The 6959-nt window shown below is 47.2% G+C and carries 6 protein-coding genes; 3 read left to right on the top strand and 3 right to left on the bottom strand.

The annotated features are described in order from the left end of the window. Window positions 1-26: 26 nt before the first annotated feature. The 3 genes from NG796_RS12985 to ggt all read right to left on the bottom strand — a co-directional run bounded on the left by NG796_RS12985 (window position 27) and on the right by ggt (window position 5087). On the bottom strand, window positions 27-1859 hold the full coding sequence (locus NG796_RS12985; protein WP_261207247.1) for a GGDEF domain-containing response regulator: 1833 nt from the start codon (window positions 1857-1859) through the stop codon (window positions 27-29). A gap of 172 nt (window positions 1860-2031) precedes the next feature. Then, window positions 2032-2757 (bottom strand): response regulator transcription factor, encoded by a 726-nt coding sequence (locus tag NG796_RS12990; RefSeq protein ID WP_261207248.1) that lies wholly within the window; start codon window positions 2755-2757, stop codon window positions 2032-2034. 758 nt (window positions 2758-3515) lie between these two features. After that, window positions 3516-5087, bottom strand: coding sequence for a gamma-glutamyltransferase (gene ggt / locus NG796_RS12995; protein WP_261207249.1), 1572 nt, complete (start codon window positions 5085-5087; stop codon window positions 3516-3518). A gap of 135 nt (window positions 5088-5222) precedes the next feature. Here ggt and NG796_RS13000 point away from each other — a divergent pair, with 135 nt between their 5' ends. The 3 genes from NG796_RS13000 (at window position 5223) to NG796_RS13010 (ending at window position 6595) form a co-directional block, all read left to right on the top strand. After that, window positions 5223-5561: a hypothetical protein gene (locus tag NG796_RS13000; RefSeq protein WP_261207250.1), complete on the top strand. Its 339-nt coding sequence runs from the start codon at window positions 5223-5225 to the stop codon at window positions 5559-5561. A 111-nt stretch (window positions 5562-5672) separates the two neighbouring features. Beyond that, window positions 5673-6014 (top strand): YtxH domain-containing protein, encoded by a 342-nt coding sequence (locus NG796_RS13005; RefSeq protein ID WP_261207251.1) that lies wholly within the window; start codon window positions 5673-5675, stop codon window positions 6012-6014. A gap of 68 nt (window positions 6015-6082) precedes the next feature. Next, window positions 6083-6595 (top strand): DUF948 domain-containing protein, encoded by a 513-nt coding sequence (locus NG796_RS13010; protein WP_261207252.1) that lies wholly within the window; start codon window positions 6083-6085, stop codon window positions 6593-6595. The last annotated feature ends 364 nt before the right edge of the window (window positions 6596-6959 follow it).

Below are 6959 nucleotides of genomic sequence, written 5' to 3' on the forward strand. Positions count from 1 at the left end.
GGATTGATCCCTTGCTCGGTGTTGCCCTAATCCTTAAAATGGCTTGTACTGTAAGATTGACGCTCCAAATGCTTATCTTCTTGGAGCATTCGTTTAAAGTCCTCTGCTTTTACCGGGCGACTAAAGAAATACCCTTGAATATTATCGCATTGATTTTCATACAAAACCGCCAATTCTTCGGAGGTTTCCACCCCTTCTGCAATTACTTTTAAATTTAAAGAATGAGCCATTTGAATAATAGCTTTCGTTAAAGCAGCATTGGTCGTATTGGTATTAATATCCTGAACAAAACAGCGGTCTATTTTCAATAAATCAAACGGAAATTGTTGCAAATAGCTTAAAGAGGAATACCCCGTGCCGAAGTCATCCAAGGAGATTTTAACCCCCATCGATTTTAATTCATTCAATTTAGCAATAGTCAACTCCACATTTTGCACTAAAATACTTTCCGTGAGTTCTAATTCTAAATAACTCGGGTTCAGTCCACTTTCATCTAAGATCCGAACTAAGCGATCGCTCAGATCCACTTGATTAAACTGCCGAAAGGACAGATTAACCGCAACGCGCACCGGGGGCAAACCCTCCGTTTGCCAAGATTTAGTTTGATTACAGGCAGTTTGCAGAACCCATTCCCCGATCGGGGCAATTAAGCCGGTTTGTTCTGCCAAGGGGATAAATTGAACCGGAGAAATCATGCCGCGTTGAGGATGGTGCCACCGGACTAAAGCTTCTGCACCGACAATTCGCCCATTTTTTAACCCGACAATGGGCTGATAATAGAGTTGCAATTCTTCCCGTTCAACGGCATAGCGCAGACTCGTTTCTAGGGTGAGGTCATCGAGGGATTCACTTTGTAAAGTAGGGGTATAAGATTGGTATTGATTGCCCCCCAGTTGCTTGGCATAAGACATAGCAACCCCGGCATTTTTCATCAATTGGTCCACATCTTCCCCATCTTGGGGATAAATGCTAATCCCAATGCTGGCGGTAATAAAAATTTCCCGGTTCTCTAAGTAAAACGGTTGAATGAGGCGGTCCAAAATCGGTTGGGCGATCGCCTCGGGAATCAGTTTGGGGGTAGAAATCGAAGAAGCGTACCGAGAGTCTGAGAGAGTCGGGCGATCGCCCTTGTCAGAACCCGATGCTAGGACGATCGCAAATTGGTCCGTATGTAGTCGCGCTAGAATATCCCCTGGGCGGACACATTGGCTCAATCTCTTAGCCACTTCCATCAGCAAGCGATCGCCAAAATCATGACCCAGGGTCTTATTGATCCGCTTAAATCGGTCTAACCCAATTAATAAAATCCAGATCGAACCGCCTTCTTGATGGATGCGATCGCGCAAGGGTTCAAACTGCTCTCGGACTAACAGTTGATTGGGCAAATTTGTTAAATGATCCGAATAGATTGAGTCCGGGCGTTCAGGCGCTAGGTCCGCCACTGGAGCGGCTGCACGGCTTGGCTCCCGAGTGTAACCCTGATATAAGGTATCATGTTTAATCAACCTCGCCTCGATCGCCCCTAGCAACTCTTTACGCCGAAACGGTTTCGTTAAATAATCATCCGCTCCCAAATTCATCCCTTGGCGGATATCCGTTTTATCCCCTTTCGCCGTTAAAAAAATAAAGGGAATCGTCGCCGTCACCGGATTGTTCCGTAGGGCCGCCAGTACCCCATACCCATCCAATTCCGGCATCATCACATCGCACAAAATCAGGTCCGGTAGGTGTTCTTCTGCCAATTGGACACCGATGCCTCCATTGGATGCTCCAATCACCCTGAAATCCACCGTATCCAGAATTTCGACAATGTTGTTACGGACTAACTCTTCGTCCTCAATCACTAAAATTTTTTTCATAACCCCTTCAGTAGAGCTTTAACATCCTGTATTTTGGGAGAGTCTTGGTTTGCTATCCGGTGGTTAGAGTTGAGACAATACCGCTGATTCGGGTGATTAAATTTTCCCAGATTTTGGAGCAAAATTCTCCCTTCGGGCTAATTGAGTCCTGATGGCTCCGTCTACAGCGGAGTTAGTATCGTTTATTTGGGGGGTTTTCCAAATTGCCTCCCAAGAGGTTAAACTTCCGTAACAGGGTGAAATTATCTGCCGTCAACAAGTCTTGCAACTCGGATACTTGATTAATCAAGTGAATTTCCCGCTCAAACTCTTCCTGTAAAATCTCCAGATACCGTTCTGTAGAAGTTCCCTGGGGGGTATTCTTCAGCATATGAATTGCCAAATTAATCTTAGAAAGTGGATTTCGTAAATCTTCGACTAATTTCTTCAACAGGCCATCTTTGGTCTGACTAAGCTCTTCTAGCTCATACATTTTAGCCTGCAATCCTTCCGCGCGCTGACGCTCCGTTGCATACTGCTGCATCACCGCCGCTTGTTTATTTAGCCTAGTATTAATCGCTTCTAATAAATCTTTTCGGCGAAACGGTTTGGTGATATAATCATCTGCTCCTAAATTCATGCCTTGGCGTAAATCCGAATGATCAGCTTTAGCCGTCAGAAAAATAAATGGGATCGTTGCCGTCGGGGGTGACTCTCTCAATTGACTTAATACCCCATGTCCATCGAGTCCAGGCATCATCACATCGCACAGGATCAAATCGGGAAGATATTTCTGAGCATGGGCGATGCCCGTGAGTCCATTTTCAGCACCAATCGCCTTAAATCCCCCTCCTTCAAGGATTTCCAAGATATTGGTCAAGACGGCTTGTTCATCTTCAATTACCAAAATGGTCTTCATCAGTTGCGCTCCTTTTGCTTACTCTTGCCATGACTATAAATGGTGTTCCTCATTTAGGCTTGACTAGACCTCTCGCTTCAATTCCCATCCCCCCTTCCTTCCAGGGGTAAAGGGATCTCTTTGTAATTTTGCAAAAAGTCTACTATTTACTGTAAACCGTATGAGTTATGTTGGACAAAGTTAATGAGACCCATTTTCCCTCTCTAAGACAGAATAACCTGACCAGAGTCCCACTGTTGTACTCCCTATCCTATCTTTTTATTCAGGAAAAAAGAATTTCAATATGGTTTTTTCTGTTAAATTCTAGGAAATACTTCTACATAAAATCCAGCCTTTAAAATACTTATTATTAGTGATAAACCTTCGATTTTCTGTGAAAATTGGTAACTTACTTTGCCTTTCTTAAATCTCAGAATCTCCAAGTTTTGAAATTTCTATAATCAGCCCGTTTAATCTTGGACACCCTAATTGTTAAAGATGGGTGGCCGGGATAAATAAAGGCAGAGAGTTAGGGGTTTTCTGGCTTGGCTTCTAGCATATTATCCTTCTGCCCTAGAGCATCAGTACAGGTTTAGATTATAGGGATAAAAACCGGAATTCTAGTACAGAGAAACGTGCTGTCTTTGCAAAGATTGTGTAAAGAAACTCGGTTTATCTTCCTTCTGCCCCACGGAGTATAGATTGAGAAACGGGTATGAACAGTTTGAGATTGCGGGACTTGCCCACGACAACAGGGCGCAGGGGTCTGTAGTCAGTCTTCAGAGGCGTTTACCTTGAGCGATCGCCCCATTTCGGCGGGGGTCACCGGCTGCTTCTATCTCCCCATCTGCTCTCATTCTAACCCCATTCACCCCTCCAAAAAACATATTTTTTTCGGTCCATTTTATGACCTCTTGGGTTTGCTGTGACATGAGATTAGATAAAGATTCGGGTTCCGCTCTCTCAAACCCCGGTTCGAGATGAAACACCCCATTTTCCCAATGAACCCGAGGAGATGCGATCGCCCTTTCCAGATCCATCTTAAAATCAATCACATTAGAAATCACTTGTAAAATAGCCGTTCTAATCCGATTAGACCCCCCCGACCCTAAAACAATTTCCGGGCGATTTTCTTTCAAAACCATCGTAGGGGCCATCATTGAAGATAGACGTCTATTTTCCGGCCATTGATGAAATCCAGTGGGGTTCAAATCCGCTTCTCCCAGCATATTATTCACCATAATTCCTGTTCCCGGAATTATGTAAGAAGACCCTTCCCCATTAGAGGTCGTCACGCTGGCGGCATTCCCTTCCCGATCCATAATACTAATATGAGTCGTACTCCCCAATCGATTACAATCAGACTGAAAAATACTCAAATACTCAGCGCAATGTTCTGGGGACAAAAACTCCTGGGCAAAATCCGGGATGTAGAGATTTTCATCATAGCCCTTGCTGCGAGCTAGATTGGTTAACCGCATGACATCTGCTAAGTGCTGCAAATGGCGATCGCTCCCAAAGTGCAACCCTTGAAAGTCCACGGATTCTAATAACTTTAAAGCAAATGCAATGAGAACCCCCCCCGAACTGGGGGGAGGATTGGTTAGAAAGGTTTCATCCCGATATTGAGTGACTAACGGTTCTCGTTCTATCACCTGATACTCGCTTAAATCTTCCCGAGTTAAATAGCCGCCATGCCCTTGACAATCTTTAACGAGTTGTTCTGCGATCGCCCCCTGATAAAACTCGTCAATTCCTGCTTCAGCTAAATACCCTAAAGTCGCCGCTAAATCTTTCAAGTAAAGTTTATCCCCGGCTTTTAAGCATCGTCCCTGGGGAGCATAAATCTGTTTTCCTGCGGGAGATGCCGTTAAAATTGGAGTCAGAATTTGTAATAAATAGGCTTGAAAAGAATTAAGAACAACACCCTCAGTCGCATAATGAATCGCCGGTTCAACTACTACCTTAAAAGGTAACTGTCCTAACTTTTTGTGAACCGCTAAGACCCCCGCCAGATTACCCGGTACGCCCATCGAAGCCAAGCCAATATGGAACTCCTGCACCGCGCCCCCAAAATCAACAGGAACGGGATAAAAATCTAAGTCTTCAGCCTTACGTTTAGAACGAGGAGTTTGCACAAAAAAATCAAACAGGAGATTGTGATCGCGCGTATGGGCGAGCAGAAACCCTCCACCGGCTGCCGAAGTCAGGCCAGGTTCAGCCACGAAAGATGCTAACATAGCGGCAACCGCCCCATCAAAAGCGTTGCCACCCAATCGCAACATTTCAATTCCGGCTTCGGCGGTACAGGGGTGACCGGCGGCAATCATTCCTGGTGTAAATTGACTCATTAAAACGGTTAAATTGCGATCGCAATGATGAGAGGTTAGACCGGAGCAATCATAGCAAAAATATTGATAAACTCAAGAAGTTAGTCAGATGATCTTCAACTCAACTCGGACTCGGCTTGGGGACCCAAAACAACGATGCTAATCGCAGTCATTATCCTGAACGTGATCTTATCTCTGGTCTTCTTCTTCGTTGCTTGGAGACTGTGGAAACTCAAACACACCATCAACCAGGCTACCCAATCGATCTTGAATGCCGATCGCGTTACCTACGATGTCCTCCACGCCACCCCCGCTGCCTTAGCCCAAGGAGAACTCGGGACTCGTAACCTCAGAACCCGATATCAGCAAGTCGAGTTACAACTGTTACGCTTGCGACAGATTGTGCAACTGCTGAGTTTAGGACAAACAGCCTGGGTCCGTCAGTCCATCCTCCAGCGCCGACGCCGAAACCCAAAGCTGCCCAGGACATTATAAACATACCCCAAAAGATAGAAATAACCGTAAACATCGTGACAAGTTGAGTCAGCCGCTGACTATTCCTGCAAAAGCCACCTAGAATGTCAATAAGGTTAGAAACTCACTAAAATGGGCAAGAATCGTTCAGTAATTTTTATGGGCGGAATGCTCCTCGGAGCAGCGATCGGGACCCTCAGCGGATTGCTGGTGGCCCCTCAAACCTCACGCCAGACGAGGCGCATCTTGAAAAAAACGGCCCAAGCGCTGCCAGAAATTGCAGAAGATGTCTCCAGCAGCGTGCAGATCCAAGCCGATCGCCTCTCTGCATCTGCCTTAAAAAATTGGGATGAAACCCTCGATCGCCTCCGAGATGCGATCGCCGCTGGAATTGAAGCCACCCAACAAGAACGGGAAATGCTCACCAAACCGGAAGTCGAGGTATCCTCCGAGGCGAGCGATCGTCAGCCGTAATGTTGGCCCAAACCAGCCCCATTCCCGATTCTACCCATCCCTGAATCCTTCCCCGTAAAACCCGACTTGTGACAGACCCTTTGTTTTGGCTTGGACTTTCGTTTTTACTCGTTGCTGTCAGCCTGATCCTCGTACTGCTGGCGGCACTTCCGGCATTGCAGGCGATCGCCCGCGCCGCGCGCAGCGTGGAGAAATTAGCCGATACCCTGTCTCGGGAATTTCCCCCGACCCTGGAAGCGATTCGACTCACTGGCATGGAAATCAGTGACCTCACTGATGATGTCACCGAAGGGGTTCAAAGTGCCAGCAACATGGTTAAAGAAGTCGATCGCAGTCTTGGCAGCGCCAAACAGCAAGCCAAAAAAGTCCAAATTACCACCCGCAGCGTGTTTACTGGCATGAAAACTGCCTGGAAAACCTTTACCCGGACCTCCGAACGCCCCAGCAGTTCCCATCGCCGTTCCGTTGATCGCCTACCCCCCTCCCAACGCAAACCCTTAGAATTCAACGAGCGAGCAACCCCCCAACCCTATTCGATTTCCGAAGATCGAGACGAACCCACGGAAGACTACTCAGATTAGAAATTAACAATCCCCAATTATTAAAAAACCTACAACCGGCGAGGGTTTGTCACCCCTGCCGGTTTCTGTGGTTGGGGCGATCGGCCCCACCCTTTCTCCACGACACCTCCAGTCCCCTCCCCTGTGTCTTGGGGAGGGTTAGGGTGGGGTCCTCCTGTCCTAGCGATCAGCTCAACCCTCTCCCCCCGGTGGTCCTTGCCAGAACCCGCAGATTTCAGCTACACCTCCAGTCCCCTCCCCTGTGTCTTGGGGAGGGTTAGGGTGGGGTCCTCCTGTCCTAGCGATCGGCTCAACCCTCTCCCCCCGGTGGTCCTTGCCAGAACCCGCAGATTTCAGCTACACCTCCAGTCCCCTCCCCTGTGTC

Origin of the sequence: Laspinema sp. D2d (assembly GCF_025370755.1) — a bacterium.
In the GTDB taxonomy this organism is placed as follows: Bacteria; Cyanobacteriota; Cyanobacteriia; order Cyanobacteriales; family Laspinemataceae; genus Laspinema.

What these genes read in the sequence shown, in the direction of transcription:
- NG796_RS12985 (WP_261207247.1), bottom strand. Translation starts at nt 1,859, where the DNA reads ATGAAAAAAATTTTAGTGATTGAGGACGAAGAGTTAGTCCGTAACAAC.
- NG796_RS12990 (WP_261207248.1), bottom strand. Translation starts at nt 2,757, where the DNA reads ATGAAGACCATTTTGGTAATTGAAGATGAACAAGCCGTCTTGACCAAT.
- ggt (WP_261207249.1), bottom strand. Translation starts at nt 5,087, where the DNA reads ATGAGTCAATTTACACCAGGAATGATTGCCGCCGGTCACCCCTGTACC.
- NG796_RS13000 (WP_261207250.1), top strand. Translation starts at nt 5,223, where the DNA reads ATGCTAATCGCAGTCATTATCCTGAACGTGATCTTATCTCTGGTCTTC.
- NG796_RS13005 (WP_261207251.1), top strand. Translation starts at nt 5,673, where the DNA reads ATGGGCAAGAATCGTTCAGTAATTTTTATGGGCGGAATGCTCCTCGGA.